Consider the following 18,023-nt stretch of genomic DNA (forward strand, 5'->3'; position numbering starts at 1 on the left):
TCAATGGAAAATCGTAAAGCAACCGAACCATTGTGACAGTTGTGATGATTTTACCGTGGAAGTAGCCCATAGGTTTGATGCTTCGGTACAAATGAAGGAAAAGGTGATGCCTTTTAATACAAAGTCGTTCAAACTGTATCGTGTAGATAAGCGTTATGTTATTGCTTCCTGCGGCGGAACAGGGATTGAGCACCTTGAAGATGATGATGACAGCAAAGTATGCAGCCGTTTGACCGGGACCGGTGAAGCCATTCCTAAAATGGAAACATTGATTGACGGAGTGTGTATCGGTGTAGTAGACAGTGATATCGGATACCGATTTGATAAAGATACAAAAGAATTACTGGTTGGAAGTATCGGTGACAACTATTGGGTGGGGCACTGTACACACTATGATCGCCATATTACACTGCTTATAGAAAACAGCGAAAAGCTTAAATCGTTTAATATTGCAGAAGTCGGCTTTGATGACTGGATCACTTTAAGTGTGAATAACAAAGTGTTTTATAAAAGCCCCTATCAGCTGCCTCCGTCCTGTGAACTTGGAACCTCTTTCGTTGAATACCCGGATAAAGAGATCAGACAGGATCTGAAAGAAGGATTAAACCGGTTCGATATGCAAGTGATCGTTTCAGGAGGCGGGGAAGGCTGGTTCAGGGTACATTTGAATTAAGGGTTCTGTTTCCTGCCGGGAGTTACGCTGCCCTAAATAAATGATATGTAATTCATGTACTTTATTTACAGTTCAAGCACGTACAACACCATAAATTAAACAAATAAATTATACCGTGTATTAGGATATATCTGTTAAAATAAATACAATTATTATTGAGGAACATACATTATGGAAATATTTTTACAAGAAGCAAAAGCTTCAAGCAGAGTACTTGCGTCATTGAGCGGTGCAGACAAGAATAGAATACTCAGAGAAATGGCTACAGCTTTGAGGGAAAATACGGAAGCCATACTCAAAGCCAATGCGCTTGATATGGAGGATGCGGACAGGAACAGCCTGACACCGGCACTCAAGGACAGACTCCTGCTTGATGAAAAGAGAGTCGAGGGTATGGCGGTGGCCATAGAAGAGATCGCAGCACTCAAAGAACCTGTAGGGCGTGTACTGGACGGCTGGGTAACTGAAGATGGACTAAAGATCGAGAAGGTTTCTGTGCCCATCGGTGTGATCGGCATCATTTATGAATCACGTCCGAATGTCACTTCGGATACTGCGGCATTAAGCTTTAAAAGCTCTAACGTCTGTGTTCTCAAGGGCGGGAAAGAAGCGCAGTATTCCAATGAAGCGATTGCCAGAGTTTTAAGAGCAGTCTTGAAACGGAACGGTTTGCCTGAAGCACTGATATCACTCATTCCCGATGCTTCACGCGAAGGGGTGGCAAAGCTGATCAAAATGGATAAGTACGTCGATCTCATAGTACCGCGCGGCGGAGAAGGCCTCATACGCTATGTCAGCGAAAATGCGACAGTACCTGTTGTCAAGCATGACAAAGGACAGTGTCACACCTACATTGATGAAGATGCCAATATCGGGAATGCCGTCAAAATAGCCGTCAATGCCAAAGTACAGAGACCGGGTGTCTGCAATGCCATGGAAACACTCCTGGTAGATGCTGCCATTGCCAAAGAAGTACTGCCCCTCCTCAAAACAGCATTTGACGAAGCGCATACAGAACTCAAAGGATGCGGTGAAACGCAGAATATTATTGATGTGGTACCGGCGACAGAGCTTGATTTCGATACGGAATATCTGGCAAATATTCTCAATATTAGAGTGGTAGACGGTTTGGAGGGGGCGATCGATCATATTATACGTTACGGATCGGGGCACTCTGAAGCTATCATTACAGAAAATATCACTACAGCGGAAAAATTTCTTAACAGCATTGATGCAGCAGCGGTCTATGTGAATGCTTCAACACGCTTTACAGATGGCGGTGCTTTCGGATTTGGTGCGGAAGTGGGCATCAGTACCAACAAACTGCATGCAAGAGGGCCGATGGGGATAGAGGGATTGACGACCTATAAATTCAAAATTTACGGTTCAGGCCAAATTCGATAAAAAGCTAAGCACTCCTAAAGTTTGCTTGGTTACAATAGCACAAATTTAAATAAACAGGATTAATTATGGCAATTGCAAATGAAAACAGTGTCGTAGGCATTGAATACGAAGTAAAAGAGGCAGGTACAGAAGAAGTAGTAGATACGAACAAAGGTGCACATCCGCTTGAGTTCATTACCGGTAAGGGACATATCATTCCGGGGCTTGAAAATGCACTTGTAGGTATGGAAAAAGGCGAGAGCGGAGATATTCTTGTCAAAGCAGCTGAGGCATACGGTGAAGTAAATCCGGAAGCAAAGCAGACATTGCCTATAGAACAGTTTGAAGGTGTAGACCTTAAAGAAGGTATGACGCTTTACGGTCAGGGAGAGAACGGCGAAACTGTACAGGTAACAGTAACTTCATTTGACGACAAAGACGTACAGGTAGACTTCAACCATCCTCTGGCGGGTAAAGACCTTATGTTCTCTGTTACTGTTCTTGATGTAAGAGATGCAACAGAAGATGAAGCGGCTACCGGTCAGGTAGGCGGTGGAGAGCATTGTTCAGACGGCTCTTGCGGCTGCGGACACTAAGCATCCTATATTTCAGAGGGTAGACACATTTAAGTGGATACCCCTGTCATTTCTACAGTTTCTTTTATTTTTTCTTCTCCTCCCTCTGTTTCAAATCAATATCCGTGTTATCCTTCTGCCGATAGATAAATAAAAATTTGGTATGTATTATTATATTCTTTGTCTATATTTGTTATCATATGCCTGAAAAAGTATGATTTAGGTTTAAAAAGGGCGTAACGTGTCGAAAAATGACAAGGTTTTTGATATTAGTATGGTATTGATGACGCTCTTCTCTTCTCTGGAAACAGTCAGTGATGAAAACAATATAGAACTCATTTATGATGTGGATCCTACAGTACCCAAGGAATTAAAGGGCAATAGTGATGCCTTGTTGCATTTGCTTACACAGATACTTACTTTTGTGTTTCAAAACAGTACAAAAGACGAGATACTGCTTTCTATTACAGCCCCGGAAGATTTTTTGTATGAAGAGATTGTGACATTTACTGTTAGCGATACCGCTATCAATGAAGAGAAAATAAAAAGTTTTATAGACAACAGACTGCAGGAAAGTTTGAAACCGTTGAATGCAGTGGTGAAGGAAAGCAGGAACAATCCTTCTGATATTGTTGTGACAATGCCGCTTAAAGTGGATGATATCGGAAACCGACGGCATTACAGACTGCCGGATATTTCCATGCTGGGTAAAAAAGTTTTGCTGATCTGTGCCAAGAGGAAAGTTGCCTACAGTATTAAAAAAATGTTCAGGTACTTTTTGTACGAAGTGGATGTTGGGCTTGAAGAGTACAAAAAACAGGGAAATAACCTTTCCCGCTACGATATGGTGGTGATCAGCGATACGGTTACCACACCGAAACTCGAAGCACTTATTTCTACCATGCAGAAAAAGAGCCATTTGAAATATGTAGTGGTACAGGATGCCCATGTTGCAGAAGTATTGCCCCGAGGAGTAGAAACAGCCTACCTGATAAAACCTGTTATGCAGGAAAGTATTTATGAATTGATTATCTCTCTCTTTGAAGAAGAAGTACTTGACAGAACCATCAAACCCGAAAATATACAGACAATCATCGATATGAGAAAATATATCAATGTTCCTTTACAGGAGGAAGCACAGAAATATATAGAAGATACAAAAAAAGAGATAAAAAAAGAGCAGTACCCGGAAATTGAAATTGAACCGGGTCTGCCGGTTCTCGATACGCAAAAAGGGTTGAAAAACAGTCAGCAAGTGGGAATGGACTATCAAAAGGAATTGGCAAAATTTCTGAAAGATTTCCGTAAATCAGACATTTTTTTCAGACAAACGGTAAAGGATAGATCCATCTGGAATACCAAGGAATTTCTGATCGATATTGAGAAAAAGGCAAAATTCATCGGTGCACTGAAACTGTCTGCGCTTGTGGAAAAAGCAAGTCATTTATTTGTTTATGATAAAACCGATGATCTCAGTCTGTATGTCGGCAGATATCATCTGGAATTGGAAAAACTCATACAAGAAATAGAAAAATACCTTGAAACATAAGAAGATGATCACTCTTTTTCATAGGGTTCAAAATCTTCTTTGCTTACACCGCAGTCGGGACATTCCCAGTCATCAGGTATATCTTCAAAGGCTGTTCCCGGGGCAATACCGGAATCGGGATCTCCTGCTTCAGGGTCATAAATATATTCACATACACTACAGATATATTTCTGGCTCATCATCACTCCTTTCTTATCGGAATATTGGTAAAATACCTGAAATAATATACTGAAGTCTCTGTGTACTCTGTGTGTATCACAGGACTTCGATCTTAAAGGACTTTACGATGTCAGCAAAATGTGCATTTTTATTTCCGGGACAGGGTTCCCAGGCAGTAGGTATGGGTGAGGATTTTTTTAACAATTCGGATGTGGCAAAACAAATGATCGCCGATGCCGGCAGCAGAACGGGTATTGATTTTGAAAAACTGCTTTTTACCGAAAATGATGATCTGGAAAAAACAGAATTTACGCAACCGGCCATTCTTCTGGTGTCTTCCATTGCACATACGCTTTTTGAAAATGCAATGCCGATAAGACCGGTGTATGCGCTCGGGCACTCTCTCGGTGAATTTTCTGCTCTGGTTTCTGTCGGAGCAATCGATGTGATCGATGCCGTAGAACTGGTGAACCTCAGAGGGAAACTGATGGCTCAGGCATGCGAAGGACAGGATGTAGGCATGCTGGTTTCTCTGGGACTGGATGATACAACGGTAGAGAAGATCTGCGACGAGCAGAGGGCGGCAGGGCTGAAGGTATGGCCGGTCAATTACAATGCGGAGGGACAGATCGTGATCGCGGGGATCAAGCCTGATCTTCAAAAACTTGAACCGATCCTCAAGGAAGCGAAAGCAAGAAGAGCAATGCTGCTCAATATGTCTGTAGCATCACACTGCCCGCTGCTTGAGAGTGCAACTGCTCCCTTGGCTGAAAAGCTCAAAGAAGTACTCAGAGATGAATTCAGTGCGCCGGTGGTTTCCAATGTGACAGCGGAGAAGTACAACACCAAAAAAGAAGCTTTGGAGTTGCTTCCAAGACAGCTTGTCTCTCCGGTACTCTATAAACAGTCTATTGCAAAATTTGATGATGAAGTGGACTGTTATATAGAGTTCGGGCATGGCGGCGTACTGAAGGGGCTGAACAGAAAAGCAACGAAAAAACCGCATTTTGTAGTGTCCGATATGGCATCCCTTGAAGCTGCGATAGAAGGTATCGGGGCTTTGGCATGAAAATAGCCATTATGGGAGCCATGGTCGAAGAAGTCGATCCTTTTTTGAATGCCGGGACACATGAACCTCTGCTGCAGTATTTTAAAAAACACAATGATACCGAGTACGGGAACAATCTCTACCACGAAGCCCGATACAAAGAGCTTGATATTGTTCTCGGATACTCCAAGATCGGAAAAGTGAATTCAGCATTGACTGCCGCAACAATGATAGAGCACTTTGGTTGTGATATACTGTTGTTCACGGGTGTGGCCGGAGCGATTTCCCCGGACTTGAAGATTGGTGATCTGATCGTTGCGACACAACTGTGCCAGCATGATCTGGATATTACCGCTTTTGGACACCCTCACGGTTATGTTCCGGAGGGCAAGGTCTATGTAGAGCCTTCGAGGGAGTTGATACATATTGCCAAAACAGTTGCAGATGAAAAAGGTATCAATCTGAAAAAGGGTATCATAGCAACAGGTGACCAGTTCATTGCGGACAGCGAGCGTAAAGCATGGATCGCGCAGACATTCGATGCGGATGCCATTGAAATGGAGGGGGCCTCGGTTGCAGTAGTGTGTGATGCCCTCAATATCCCTTTCTTTGTATTACGCGCCATCAGTGATGCTGCCGATACGGATGCGACATTTGATTTTGACGAGTTTCTCAAGCACTCTTCCCAGGTCAGCAGCAGTTTTATTATGGCAATGCTGGAAAAGATCATGGCAGAACAGGCATCATAGAAATGCCGCAGAGAGACAACCGGAATCATCCTCAGCTTAAAATGAGTAAAAAACTTCTTCGTGTGGTCGGGAAGACCAATGCGGAATTCAAACTCATCGGTGAAGATGATAAAGTGCTTGTAGGACTCAGCGGAGGGAAAGATTCACTCGCATTGGTGCATGCACTCAAACATATACAGCGTCACGCTCCCTTTCGGTTCGAGTTCGAAGCCTGCACCATCAAATACGGAATGCCGGACGAACAGTATGAATTTCTCTCCAAACACTGTGAAGAGTATGGCATCAAACATACGGTGTACGATACCAATATTTTCGCAATCTCACACGATACCATCCGGGAGAATTCCTCCTTCTGTTCCTATTTCTCCCGAATGAGAAGAGGGGCGCTTTATACCTTTGCAGAGCAGGGCAATTTCAACAAAGTGGCACTGGGACACCATTTTGACGATACTGTAGAGAGTTTTTTCATGAACATGTTCTACAACGGCAGCATGCGGGCTCTGGCACCCATCTACAAGACGGGAAGAGGCTTCCATCTCATCCGGCCGCTCATTCAGGCAAGAGAATCCCAGCTAAGAGCTTTTGCTGAAGACAATAATCTTCAGGTCATCGGCGACGAAGCCTGCCCCGCCATGCTCAAGGATGTCAAAATGCCCCATGCCAGAGCTTCCACAAAAGAGTGGCTTTCCGGACTGGAAAAAGAGAACAAAGACATTTTCAAAATGTTCAAGGCTTCCTTCAAGCATATACATGATGATACTTTTCTGGACCCCACGCGATGGGACAGGGACGATATTTAACGCCTCGAAGAATCATTCCAAACATTACATCTTTCCCCGTTTTCGCGTAGGGTGCTGTGTCCTCACAGCACCAAATATCGATATTCAAATGGTGCCGTCGGGGGACAGCACCCTACGCAGATTTGTAAAAATTGGTTATAATTTGTTTATGGTTAAAAAAGGATTTGTTTTATGGACAGAAAATATGTATTGAAAACCCTCAAACAATTAAAGCCGGAATTGAAAGAGGAGGGTATTACCCTGCTTGGGATATTTGGCAGCTATGCAAGAGGAGACTATACTTCACAAAGTGATGTGGATATACTCTATGATATTGATGACCCCAAAATATTTGCACAGAACTTTGGCGGATTTGCCGCTTTTTCCCATCTTGAAGAACTTAAAAATATGATTGCAGATAAGCTTAATACAAAAGTGGATTTTGTAGCAAAGAGAGGGCTGAACAGTGTCAGTGAAAAATATATTTTGAGAGATCTGCTTTATGTCTAACAGTGCAATCGAAGCGCAAATTGCCTATATCCAGAAAAAGATAAGTTATATCGAAACAATTTTGAAGCGACACAATGGAACTAAAAATGCGCTGGCAGATGAAGTAGAGGCACGTGCGGCAATAATGATGTCGCTTATGCAAATAGGTGAAACGATCAATAAAATAGATGCTGGTTTACTGGAACAGTTTGATCTGTTACAGGATGCAAAGGGTGCTTACAGTGTACGAAATTTCATTGCACATGATTATGAAGGTGTGGATGTGGCGTTGATAGCAGAGATTATTAATGACAATGTACCACAGTTGGGTCGAAAACTGCAAAATTTAAAAGAGTATATTAGTTCAAATGGCTAGTTTTCAAACAGATAAGTCAGGTCGGATAGACAAGATCCTGGCGCAGGAACTGGATGTCAGTCGGAACCAGGTGGAAAAGCTGGTGAAGGACGGGCTGGTCTCTATCAACGGGAAGCGTGTGACCAAGACCAGTTTCAAAGTGGCGGAGGGGGATGAGATAGCCTACGAGTTCAAAGAGGCGGAGAAGCGTGCGCCTGTCGAGATAGATTTCGATGTGGAGATACTGTATGAAGACGATTATCTGCTGGTGGTGAACAAACCCAGTGGGCTGGTGGTGCATCCGGCCCCTTCGGTGAAGGAACCTACTTTGGTGGACTGGCTGGTGAAAAAGGGGATATCCCTCTCTACCATCTCAGGTGAAGAGCGTCACGGTATCGTGCACCGCATCGACAAAGAAACGACGGGTGCTTTGGTGGTCGCCAAAGACAACAAAGTGCATGAGATGCTCAGTGCGCAGCTGCAGGACAAGAGTATGGGGCGCTACTATCTGGCCCTGATAGACCATTTCCTCAAAGAAGATGTGGTCGTGGATAAGCCAATAGGGCGCAACCCCCGGAACAGACTGAAGATGGATGTGGTACCTCAGGGAAAACCGGCGAAAACAGCCTTTAAAAAACTGCTGACCTCCGAGCATAACGTGGAGTTGATCGCCGCGAAACTCTTTACCGGGAGGACCCATCAGATACGTGTGCACCTGGGTACACTGGGGCGGCATATACTTGGGGATGATTTATATGGATTTAAGAGCAAAAGAGATAAAATACCCCGAGTTTATCTACATGCGTATTTATTATATTTAACCCACCCGATCACCGGTGAGAAAATGGAGTTCACCGCTCCGCTTTTTGATGATATGAAACTGTATTTATCCAAATATTTTAATCAAAGTGACATAGATGAAAAGATCGATCCTCTTACTCTGGGTTCTCGCTTTACTAACCTTTAGCGGCTGCGGTTCCGCTATAAAAGGCTTGACGGTCTATGAAAAAGACCCTACACTTCCGACACTCGGAGCAGTACGTACGCTTCCTTTTGCGACTTCCGTAGGGTTTGAATGGAATACGATAAAAGATACGAGAATACGCGGTATCAATGTGTACCGGAAAGCTCCTGATTCGGCTGATCCGGAAGCACGGGAATATAAACGTGTCGGTATCATATCAAATCGATATGCCACCCATTTTGTTGATACACATGTACGGCCGGACAGACGGTATATTTATAAGTTCGCACCTTTTTCGTTTGGCAAAGAATCTGCACGGGGAACAAGCGTTTCGGTACACACCAAGCCTACTTTTGCAGCCGTCACCTTTTTAAAAGCCTATAAAGTAGCTCCGGATGTAATAAAACTGCTCTGGAGACCTCATCTTGACAGCAGGATAAACAGTTATATCATCGAGCGTTCTGTCAATGGCGGGAAATGGACCTTCCTTGCACAGGTAGAAGGTGTGCTGATGGCCGAATATATCGACACACTTGTACGCCGCGGAAATACTTATGCCTACCGTATCGTTGCCAAAAGTTATGATGGTATCAAAGCCAAACCGAGCCAAGTCTCACGCATTTCACTTTAGGATAGTTCATGCCCCATTTAAAAGTAAGCCCTTTCGATACCGCAGCCATAGATAATATACTCCCGAACAACACCCTGATAACTTTTCGTGCCCAGGCACTCAGGGGAGACGATGAAATCGTTGCTGTAAGACATGGCGGTGAAGAGTTTCTTTTGCAGATCAAACCCGACAGCAAAGCAGTACTGCTCAAATATGACAAAGTAACGCGTCCGCTGAAAGTGAACCTGCTGAAAGAAGCACTGGCTAAAGTCGCTGAAGTGTTGAAGCTGAAAGTGCTCACTTCCAACATTGCACTTTCCAACAGCAAACCGCCGCTGGCATCGGAATATTTTAAAAAAATTGAAGATTTTGAAACGATTGAGTACCCCAAAGAAAAGATCTCCGTTGAGGTAGGTTTCGGGTCGGGACGTCATCTGCTCTACCAGGCGCAGAAAAATCCCGATACACTTTTTATTGGTCTGGAGATACATACCCCTTCTGCACAGCAGGTATTGCGCCAGATAGAACTTCAGGGAATCGAGAATATCTGGGTGGTCAACTATGATGCCAGGCTTTTTCTTGAAATGCTCCCCTCCAACCGCTGTGAGCAGATTTTTGTGCACTTTCCTGTTCCCTGGGACAAGAAGCCGCACAGACGTGTTATCTCTGCGAGTTTTCTTGGCGAATCGATGCGTGTGCTTCGCAAAGGCGGACGGCTTGAGTTGCGAACAGACAGTGACAAATATTTCTGGTATGCCCTGGAAACCTTTTTTGCCGTACCGAAAACAGAAGTGGAAATACGAAAGAACGAAGCACTGGAAGTCACCAGCAAATATGAAGCAAGATGGCGTAAACAGGAGAAGGATATCTACGATGTCTATGTTACTGCCGGTGAAAATTCCAAACCAAGAACGGTACGAATTGATTTTAACTTTACTACAGTAAAATACAGCAGCGGTCTGGAAGAACATATACCTGAAAAAGCATTGGTCTTTAAAGACTATTTTATCCATTTCGAGCGGGTGTACAAAGTGGGTGATGCTGCGTTGCTCCTCAAATGTGCCTTTGGCAGTTTTGACCGTCCGGAACACAAATATATCTTGATCGAAAAAACAGGCAGCCGGTATTTTGCATCGATGCCTGTAAAGACGACCGTCAATGAAGCGGCACACAGGAAGATCTTGGAACTCTTGTCAGAAAAGGAAAACAATGTCCAATGTGATTAGTGCTTCTCAGCTTACTCTGGCCTATGATAACGGGAAGAAAGAGATTATTAAAAATGCCAATTTCAGTATTAGGAAGGGAGAATTCGTTTTTATTACAGGACCAAGCGGTTCGGGAAAATCAACTCTGTTAAAGGCCCTCTACGGGGCATTGAAGCCGACTGGCGGCAACCTGATCGTCGGAGGGCTTGATCTGGCGAATATCACTACAGGAAAACTCCAGGAACTTCGTACCCATATGGGGATCATCTTTCAGGATTATAAACTGGTCAATGAATGGACCGTAGCCAAAAATGTAATACTGCCCCTGATGATCGCAGGGTACTCGGTAGATGTTCAGCATACCCAGGCACAGAGACTGCTCAAGCATGTCAAGCTCTCAGAACATTCAGACAGGTATCCCCTGGAGCTGAGTGGGGGAGAACAGCAGAGAGTCGGTGTGGCGAGAGCTTTGGCAAAGAACCCTGTGGTGATACTTGCCGATGAGCCCACAGGTAACCTTGATGACTACTCTTCAAACGTGATCTGGGATCTGATGGAGAATGCCTGTCAGCAGCTTGAAACTACAGTACTGGTCGTGACGCATAAAATACCGACGATCTTTTCATTGCCGTACCGACATTTTATTATTGAAAGTAAGGGTGTTTATGAAGTTCATTAAAAACCATCTTATGTTTATATTGCCGCTGATGGCAATTTTGCTCGGTATTGAATTTTACCTGGTCTTTGACAGAACGACAAACTCATATGAAAAGGGCCTCAAAGAAGGATACACCATGTTTGTTGTAAGCAAAAAACCCATGACACTTTCTGCTTTTAAGGCACTGAATACCCATATTGAGAGTTTTGAAGCGATCAAGCGCAAAGATGTGGTGTCGGACATTGTCAAAGGGATCAGCAAAAACAATGAGAAAGCAATTCTCAAAGCACTGCCGTTTTTCTATAATGTAGGATTGGATGCCTATGTCAATACGGTGGAACTTGACAAAATAAAAGCGGACCTTGAAGCCAATGCCGATATTGAAAGGGTAGAAACTTTCGGAAACAGTTACCGTTCTGCCTACAAACTTTTTGCATTCATCAAATTCACACTCAAACTTTTTATCGGTTTTATGGGGATAGTGAGCCTCTTTTTGATTATCAAGCAGATGGAAATTTGGAAATATGCCCACAAGCAGCGCATGCAGGTAATGGAAATATTCGGTGCGCCTCTGATGCTGCGTTCGGGTGTACTTTTCAAAGTCGCGGTGACAGATGCCATTGTCGCGACACTCATTACCGCGATGATCTTTCTCTATATCAAGTTCGAATGGGCTGCAAAAAGCGGTATAGATATCATAGTAAAAAACAAGGAAAATCTTTTCAGGATGAGCGATATGGGTATTTTGCTCGGAGCAGCACTTGTGATCGTGATTATCGCTGTATACAGTGTAGTATTTTCAAGCAGCGGAGTTGATGAGTGACACGTATATTTCTCTCTTTTTTCATTCTATCGGCTCTGCTTTTCGGTGCGTCGACGACGACAAAGATCAAAACGTCCAAGAAAAACCTGAGCCTGACCATGAAAGACAGGAAGAAAACAAGCAGACAGCTTGACAAAATTGCCAAAGATATTAAGACAGCGGAAAAAGAGATCGCTGTTTTAAGCAGAAAGATCGATGAGCTTGAAGCAGACCAGAATAAGAATGAAGCGCGCTACACCGTGCTTCAAAAAGAGCTTGCAGGTTCAAAAGCTGCGATAGAGAAGACGGGCAGACTGTTAAAAAAGAAAAAGCAGAAATTCATTTCCCTGCTTTCAGAACAGTTCTCCGTGGTATTTGCCATGAAACAGGCGCAGCATGAGCCTACACGGGATTCTATTATTTCCAGTGAAATATATAAAGCATATAAAAAGCTCAATACCCAAGAGTTGAATGTACTGAAAAAAGAGATTTCAGCTTTGCGCAAACGTAAAAAAACCAAACTGGCCCTGCAGGTGAAAACACAAAAGGAAATTCAGCGTATTGTCAAAAAACGGGAAGCGTATGCACAGAAAAAGGTGGCCAAAGAAAAACTGGTGAAAAAACTGGCTCTGGATGAAGAAAAGTACAATGCCAAACTGGCAAAGATAGAAGACAGGCAGAATGATCTGCGTGCGACACTGGCCAAACTGAATATTCTTCATGCCCAGGAGGTGGAAGAAGCGCAGAAGCGTGCCGAAGCGAGAAAAGAAGCGTTACGTCTTGAAAGAGAAAGGAAAAAACGCCTTAGAAAAGAACAGGCACTTGCCCGTGCCAAGGCGAAAACAGCCAAAGAAGCGCTTCAGCGTGCCAAAACAGAAGAAGCACGAAAAAAAGCAAGACTGGCTGCCAAAAAGGCGGAAAAAGAAGTTAAAGAAGTTGCAACACGCTCGAACAAACAGAGTGAACGTATTAAACAGATCAACTCATCATACAAAAAAGAGAAAACCTATGTTTACCGGGGAGGAAAAACGATTTCACCCATCCGGGGTGCCAAGCTTGTCAAGCGGTACGGTACCTATGTTGACCCCATCTACAAGATCAAGATTTTCAATGAATCAGTTACACTTCAGACCCCTGTACCCAATGCCAAAGTACAGAATGTCCTCAACGGAAAAGTTGTTTTTGCGGGAAAAAGCAGTATGCTTGGAAAAGTGGTAGTTGTAGAGCACAGCGGCAGGATGCATACGGTTTATGCCGGACTTTCAAAAATCGCTCCGAATATCAGGGTGGGCCGGAAGATCAAGAAAGGATATGTGATAGGAAAAGTTTCCAGCAAACTGATATTTGAAGCAACAAAAAATTCCAAACATATCAACCCGCTTAAGCTGATACGGCTCTGATATCGAGAGGTGTTTACACCTTTAACCCCCTCCTAAACCACTTTTGGATATAATCGCGAAATTATATAGAGGGGTATGTTTGTGACGAAAAGAGTATTGGTAAAGTTTTCCGGTGAAGCATTGGCAGGTAAAGAAGGATACGGTATCGATACCAAGATCCTTAAGTTTATTGCAAATGAGATCAAAACGCTGGTAGCAGCCGGTGTGGAAGTAGCGATCGTCGTAGGCGGCGGAAATATTATCCGCGGTGTAAGTGCAGCGGCTGACGGGATCATTAAAAGAACGTCGGGCGACTACATGGGTATGCTTGCAACCGTCATCAACGGCGTGGCTATTCAGGAAGCATTGGAGCATATCGGTCTGGAAGCCAGACTTCAGTCTGCCATCGATATGCATGAGATCGGTGAATCATTTATTATCAGACGTGCGAGAAGACATCTTGAAAAAGGGCGTGTGGTTGTATTTGCCGGTGGTACGGGCAATCCCTATTTTACCACAGATACCGCAGCAACACTTAGGGCGTCTGAAATAGACGCAGGACTTCTCATAAAAGCGACCAAAGTAGACGGTGTGTATGACAAAGATCCGAATAAATTTGATGATGCGGTCAAACTCGATACACTGAGCTACGAGCAGGCTTTGACCAAGGATATCAAGGTTATGGATGATACTTCCATTGCACTGGCAAGAGAGAACAGCCTGCCGATCGTAGTGTGCAATATGTTCGCAGAGGGAAATCTTCTTGCGATCATCAACGGTGACATGAGCCTTTGCTCCATTGTAAAATAGTGCGTGTGTTATAAAACAAACCTTCAGAAATTTTAATCAAACCTGAAAGAAACAGTAAAAAAGGAATAAAATGAGAACAGAACAATTAACTGCAAAAGCACTTGAAAAAGTAAATTTCGATAAATACCTTCTGGCGAATGCTGTAGGCAAGAGAGCTGAGAAGATCGCCAATGGTGCAGAAGTACTGTTGGATATCGATACAAGCAATATGAAATATACTGATATAGCACTTCGAGAAATCGCTGAAGGTAAGATTTCCGTAAGTATAGAAGGCTAAAAAACTTTGGACGCTTTTTTATCGAAAGCCCAAACAATACATACTGTAGACAAGGCAAAAGCCCTTCTATGGGAGCAGGTTCCTGCTCCTCTTCCTTCCACCCTTAAAGCACTGGAACTCGCAATGGCTGCCCATGAAGGTCAGCAGCGCAAGAGCGGTGAACCCTACATTGTGCATCCCATAATTGTTGCAGCCATTACAGCGGCATTTTCAAATGATGAAACGATGGTTCAGGCGGCACTGCTTCATGATGTTGTGGAAGACACCCCTTATGAGATAGAAGACATTCTTGCACAATTCGGTGATGATGTGGCACATTTGGTTGAAGGTCTGACCAAGATCGTCGAACTGCGTGATGAAGAACTGGTTCCTTTCGGTTCTGACGAACGGCTGATAAACTCTGCACTGACCTTTCGAAAAATGCTGGTTGCATCCATCAAGGACATACGCGTACTGGTGATAAAACTGTGTGACAGACTGCATAATATGCTTACCCTGGATGCACTTTCTGTACAAAAGCAGAAACGTATCGCCGAAGAGACACTGGTGGTATATGCGCCTATTGCCCATAGGCTCGGTATTTCGCGTTTAAAGAACAACCTGGAGGATTTGAGCTTTTTTTATATTTATCCGGAAGATTATAAAAAGATAGATACCTATATCAAAAGCAATGCCCAGAATCTGCAGTTCAAACTCAATGCTTTTATCCACAAGGTCAGAGATACGATGCATAAAGACGGGTTTTTGGATAAAGATTTCGAAATCATCGGCAGAGTGAAACACTATTACTCCATTTACCTGAAAATGCACCGAAAAGGTGTGAGTATCGATGAAGTACTTGACCTGCTGGCCATCCGTATTATCGTTAAAGAGCCTATTGAATGTTACCGGGTACTTGGGTTGATGCATTTGAATTTCACACCGCTTATTTCCCGTTTTAAAGACTATATTGCCATTCCCAAGGAAAACGGATATAAAACGATCCATACAACACTGTTCAATGAAGAAGGGATCGTAGAAGCACAGATAAGAACCACTGAAATGCACAGGCTGGCAGAATACGGTGTTGCGGCACACTGGAAATACAAAGACGGCGGAAGTGGTGTCAATCTGGAATGGCTGGAGAGTCTGCATTACCAGAATGAATCAGTCGAGGAATTCTACGAACTTGCAAAATCGGATCTTTTTTCTGAAGATATCACGGTATTTTCGCCCAAGGGAGATTATTTTACATTGCCCAAAGGTTCTGTAGCGCTTGACTTTGCCTATGCAATCCACTCAGAAGTGGGTGCCAATGCAATAGGCGCTCTGGTAAACAAACACAAATCTTCACTGCTGACCGTACTTAAAAATGGAGATATCGTCAAAATACTGAAAGACAATGAAGTACACCTTCACTGTTCCTGGCTGGATACGGTTAAAACATCAAAAGCAAAAGAAGGGATACGGAGTCACTGCAGAGCAAGGATCAGAGAAGTAGATACCCTGAGTGCCTATAATATTCTCGGAACACTTTTCTCCCGCCACCCTGACAAGATGAAATTGCTGATACAGCGCATGAATCTTCAGGATTCTATTTATAAACTGCCGACACAGCTTTCCTACTATAAAGATGTGATCCGAAAAGTGGCGGAATACATGGGCGAGAAAGAAGTGCGTTTCTGGGAACTGCTGAAACGGGGATACAAAGTACCGAAACTCAAAGAGATCGAGTATTTTAAATTCTTCACCAACAAGCCGCTGGACGGGGTGGAGTTTGATTATTGCTGCCATCCGAAAGTTGGAGACCAGATCGTTGCATTTTATAAGGACAGTAAGGCTATTATACACCATAAATTATGCAAGCATGCCTATGCCAAGATCAAGGCAGGAGAATCGATGGTTCATGTAGACTGGCGTGCTTCCAAGATGTCACGTTACAGGCTGATCATCAGTCTTCAGAACAAGAAAGGTGAGCTTGCGGATATGCTGACAAAATTAACGCAGCTGGATTTGAATGTCATCAGTATTGAACTGGGTATTCAGAGTTCGGAAAGTGCCGAGTACTGTCAGCTGGATGTGGAGAGCAGCGAGAGCAAAAAAAGTGTGCTGGAAGAGAAACTTTCACAGCGTTTCAAACTCATTGAGATCATCAGCCTTGATGATGCATATAACAAATAGCAGAGATAAAGAAGAAGGAAAAAAATGGTAGAACAGGCATTGGAAGAGATAAGCAGAGGTACCGCAGAGATCATAGACAGGGAACGGATCGAAAAACTTGTCTCAAAGTATTATGAAGACGGAAGTACCTATACCGTTAAGGCCGGCTTTGATCCCACAGGAGCCGACCTGCACCTTGGACACACTGTACTTTTGCAAAAGCTCAGAGCTTTTCAAAATCATGGAGGACGGATACAGCTTCTTATTGGTGATTTTACGGCAACTATCGGTGATCCGACAGGTAAAAGCGAAACACGAAAAGTACTTGACCGGCAGACAATCCTTGCCAATGCACAGACGTATCAGGATCAAGTCTTCAATATTCTCGATGCAGACAAAACAGAAGTGGTTTTCAACTCAAGCTGGCTTGAAAGCCTGGGCGCAGCAGGTATGGTTGCTTTGACCACTACGTTCAATGTAGCACGTATGCTGGAACGTGATGATTTTGAAAAACGATACAAGGCAGGACACAGCATTTCCATTTCCGAATTTATCTATCCGCTCCTTCAGGGATATGATTCCGTCGAGCTGAAGTCAGATATTGAAATAGGCGGTACAGATCAGAAGTTCAATCTGCTGATGGGAAGACATTTGCAAAGAGCCTACGGTACGGGCAAAGAACAGGCGGTTCTGATGATGCCTATTCTTGAAGGTCTTGACGGCATTCAGAAAATGAGCAAATCACTCAACAACTATATCGGCATTACAGAAGAGCCGAAAGATATCTATGCAAAGACACTTTCTATTTCAGATGAGCTGATGTGGCGCTATTACGAGCTTTTGAGTGAAACATCACTTGATGAGATTGCAAAGATGAAAAAAGAGGTAGAGCGTGGTACGATACACCCTAAAACAGTCAAAGAAAATCTGGCCCTTGAACTGGTTACAAGATTTTATAATGAAGAGTTGGCTAAACTGTCCAAAGTAGAGTTTGACAACGTATTCAAAGCCAATCAGCTTCCTTCCGATATGGCAGAAGTAACGGCAGAAGAAGGTATCTGGATATGCAAAGCGCTTGTTGATGCGGGGATTGAGCCGTCCACATCACAGGCGAGGCGTGATATCAAGCAGGGTGCGGTCCGTATTGATCAGAAAAAGATTTCTGACGAGAAAATGAATCTGGAATCCGGAGAATATATTCTTCAGGTAGGAAAAAGAAAATTTGCAAAAGTAAAGGTGGGGTCATGACATTCAAACCATTGAAAATTGGGAAGTATGTGATAGAAAAACCTATTATCCAGGGTGGTATGGGTGTAGGTATATCCTGGGACCAGCTGGCAGGAACTGTTTCGAAAGAAGGCGGGCTGGGTGTTGTTTCCGCTGTGGGCACGGGTGTATACAAGAATAGGAAATACCTTCA

Annotated in this window: 20 protein-coding genes and 1 pseudogene; 20 read left to right on the top strand and 1 reads right to left on the bottom strand. The window is 43.6% G+C overall.

All coding sequences use genetic code 11. The annotated features are described in order from the left end of the window. From F8L24_RS06410 to F8L24_RS06425, 4 genes and pseudogenes are all read left to right on the top strand, one after another. Positions 1-673, top strand: a pseudogene (locus tag F8L24_RS06410) (hypothetical protein); the annotation flags it as partial. A gap of 171 nt (positions 674-844) precedes the next feature. Then, positions 845-2,077, top strand: coding sequence for a glutamate-5-semialdehyde dehydrogenase (locus F8L24_RS06415; RefSeq protein WP_294953362.1), 1,233 nt, complete (start codon positions 845-847; stop codon positions 2,075-2,077). 65 nt (positions 2,078-2,142) lie between these two features. Further along, positions 2,143-2,652 carry a peptidylprolyl isomerase gene (locus F8L24_RS06420; protein ID WP_294953364.1) on the top strand — a complete coding sequence of 170 codons (510 nt, stop codon included), beginning with the start codon at positions 2,143-2,145 and terminating at the stop codon, positions 2,650-2,652. 220 nt (positions 2,653-2,872) lie between these two features. Then, positions 2,873-4,180 carry a hypothetical protein gene (locus tag F8L24_RS06425; protein ID WP_294953367.1) on the top strand — a complete coding sequence of 436 codons (1,308 nt, stop codon included), beginning with the start codon at positions 2,873-2,875 and terminating at the stop codon, positions 4,178-4,180. 8 nt (positions 4,181-4,188) lie between these two features. Here the strand turns inward: F8L24_RS06425 and rd are convergent, their stop codons facing one another. Further along, on the bottom strand, positions 4,189-4,359 hold the full coding sequence (gene rd, locus F8L24_RS06430) for a rubredoxin (RefSeq protein WP_294953370.1): 171 nt from the start codon (positions 4,357-4,359) through the stop codon (positions 4,189-4,191). 107 nt (positions 4,360-4,466) lie between these two features. On the opposite strand from rd, the gene fabD reads away from it, so the two are divergent. From fabD to F8L24_RS06510, 16 genes are all read left to right on the top strand, one after another. Then, the gene (gene fabD, locus F8L24_RS06435; RefSeq protein ID WP_294953372.1) at positions 4,467-5,408 is read left to right on the top strand and encodes an ACP S-malonyltransferase; all 942 of its coding nucleotides are present in this window, start codon (positions 4,467-4,469) and stop codon (positions 5,406-5,408) included. Continuing rightward, positions 5,405-6,136 (top strand): 5'-methylthioadenosine/adenosylhomocysteine nucleosidase, encoded by a 732-nt coding sequence (locus F8L24_RS06440; protein ID WP_294953374.1) that lies wholly within the window; start codon positions 5,405-5,407, stop codon positions 6,134-6,136. Before fabD ends, F8L24_RS06440 begins: the two co-directional genes overlap by 4 nt. 2 nt (positions 6,137-6,138) lie before the next feature. Further along, positions 6,139-6,936, top strand: coding sequence for a tRNA 2-thiocytidine biosynthesis TtcA family protein (locus tag F8L24_RS06445; protein ID WP_294953378.1), 798 nt, complete (start codon positions 6,139-6,141; stop codon positions 6,934-6,936). A gap of 171 nt (positions 6,937-7,107) precedes the next feature. Next, entirely contained in the window at positions 7,108-7,425 is a 318-nt protein-coding gene (locus F8L24_RS06450) for a nucleotidyltransferase domain-containing protein (protein ID WP_294953381.1), read from the top strand. Then, complete coding sequence (locus F8L24_RS06455) at positions 7,418-7,780, top strand: HepT-like ribonuclease domain-containing protein (RefSeq protein ID WP_294953384.1); 363 nt, start codon at positions 7,418-7,420, stop codon at positions 7,778-7,780. Before F8L24_RS06450 ends, F8L24_RS06455 begins: the two co-directional genes overlap by 8 nt. Continuing rightward, positions 7,773-8,726 (top strand): RluA family pseudouridine synthase, encoded by a 954-nt coding sequence (locus F8L24_RS06460; protein ID WP_294953387.1) that lies wholly within the window; start codon positions 7,773-7,775, stop codon positions 8,724-8,726. Before F8L24_RS06455 ends, F8L24_RS06460 begins: the two co-directional genes overlap by 8 nt. Beyond that, complete coding sequence (locus F8L24_RS06465) at positions 8,677-9,354, top strand: hypothetical protein (RefSeq protein ID WP_294953390.1); 678 nt, start codon at positions 8,677-8,679, stop codon at positions 9,352-9,354. Before F8L24_RS06460 ends, F8L24_RS06465 begins: the two co-directional genes overlap by 50 nt. Before the next feature lie 8 nt (positions 9,355-9,362). Continuing rightward, positions 9,363-10,559, top strand: coding sequence for a tRNA (guanosine(46)-N7)-methyltransferase TrmB (trmB, locus tag F8L24_RS06470; protein ID WP_294953393.1), 1,197 nt, complete (start codon positions 9,363-9,365; stop codon positions 10,557-10,559). Next, positions 10,543-11,217, top strand: a complete 675-nt coding sequence (locus F8L24_RS06475) for an ABC transporter ATP-binding protein (protein WP_294953396.1) — start codon at positions 10,543-10,545, stop codon at positions 11,215-11,217. The genes trmB and F8L24_RS06475 overlap by 17 nt, the downstream gene beginning before the upstream one ends. Beyond that, entirely contained in the window at positions 11,204-12,019 is an 816-nt protein-coding gene (locus F8L24_RS06480; protein WP_294953399.1) for a cell division protein FtsX, read from the top strand. Before F8L24_RS06475 ends, F8L24_RS06480 begins: the two co-directional genes overlap by 14 nt. After that, positions 12,016-13,398, top strand: coding sequence for a M23 family metallopeptidase (locus tag F8L24_RS06485; RefSeq protein WP_294953402.1), 1,383 nt, complete (start codon positions 12,016-12,018; stop codon positions 13,396-13,398). The genes F8L24_RS06480 and F8L24_RS06485 overlap by 4 nt, the downstream gene beginning before the upstream one ends. 75 nt (positions 13,399-13,473) lie before the next feature. Further along, the gene (gene pyrH / locus F8L24_RS06490; protein ID WP_294953405.1) at positions 13,474-14,187 is read left to right on the top strand and encodes a UMP kinase; all 714 of its coding nucleotides are present in this window, start codon (positions 13,474-13,476) and stop codon (positions 14,185-14,187) included. A gap of 70 nt (positions 14,188-14,257) precedes the next feature. Beyond that, entirely contained in the window at positions 14,258-14,464 is a 207-nt protein-coding gene (locus F8L24_RS06495; protein ID WP_294953409.1) for a DNA-directed RNA polymerase subunit omega, read from the top strand. Between the two features lie 6 nt (positions 14,465-14,470). After that, entirely contained in the window at positions 14,471-16,624 is a 2,154-nt protein-coding gene (locus F8L24_RS06500; protein WP_294953412.1) for a RelA/SpoT family protein, read from the top strand. Between the two features lie 24 nt (positions 16,625-16,648). Then, positions 16,649-17,851 (top strand): tyrosine--tRNA ligase, encoded by a 1,203-nt coding sequence (gene tyrS / locus F8L24_RS06505; protein ID WP_294953414.1) that lies wholly within the window; start codon positions 16,649-16,651, stop codon positions 17,849-17,851. Continuing rightward, positions 17,848-18,023, top strand: a 176-nt coding sequence (locus F8L24_RS06510; RefSeq protein WP_294953417.1) for a nitronate monooxygenase, incomplete at its 3' end; no start/stop codon positions are given. The genes tyrS and F8L24_RS06510, both read left to right, overlap by 4 nt.

The organism is Sulfurovum sp. (assembly GCF_015493435.1).
In the GTDB taxonomy this organism is placed as follows: Bacteria; Campylobacterota; Campylobacteria; order Campylobacterales; family Sulfurovaceae; genus Sulfurovum.